The sequence below is a fragment of the Streptomyces griseoloalbus genome, assembly GCA_014650015.1.
Lineage (GTDB): Bacteria > Actinomycetota > Actinomycetes > Streptomycetales > Streptomycetaceae > Streptomyces > Streptomyces griseoloalbus.
The window spans coordinates 1-537 of sequence record BMUD01000169.1 but is presented as its reverse complement, the minus strand read 5'-3'; the positions used below and the strand labels follow the sequence as shown (position 1 = coordinate 537).

General features: G+C 47.7%; 1 protein-coding gene. It reads left to right on the top strand.

The genetic code is table 11. The features are described from left to right. Positions 1-40: 40 nt before the first annotated feature. Positions 41-537: ribonuclease HI family protein (locus tag IE178_RS37245; RefSeq protein WP_193515119.1), on the top strand; the 497-nt coding region annotated here is incomplete at its 3' end.

The following is a 537-nucleotide window of genomic DNA, read 5'->3' as shown; positions in this document are numbered from 1 at the left end:
CATCTAATTCACGCCGGAGTCCATCGAACGTCGGCCTCCGTTGAGCCGAGATGAACAAAGTCCTAGCAAGCAAGAAGAATCCCAGCCGACAACGAAAGAGCAAAGGAAGGAAAAGCTCAGACCTTGCAGCATCTACATCGGCGACTCATTCAGACTGTTTGTCGATGGAAGTTCAAACCGACAAGGAGCGGGGGCAGGAGTACTGCTGATATCCCCAGATGGAGAAATAATAGAACAATCCATCCGTTTGGGGTTCAAGGCCTCAAACAATGAAGCTGAATACGAAGCATTGATTGCAGGACTAAAACTGGCAGCAGCAGCAGAAGCCGATGAGGTAATAGTTTTTTGTGATTCACAATTAATTGTTAACCAATCAACAGGAGAATTTGCAGCCAGGGACGAGAGGATGTCGGCATATGCAAAAGAGGTCATTAGATTGGCAGCCCTATTTCAGAACTACCGACTTCTCCAAGTAAGCCGAGATGATAACAGCCACGCCGATGCGTTGGCTAACCTGGCAAGTTCAATACAGACTGG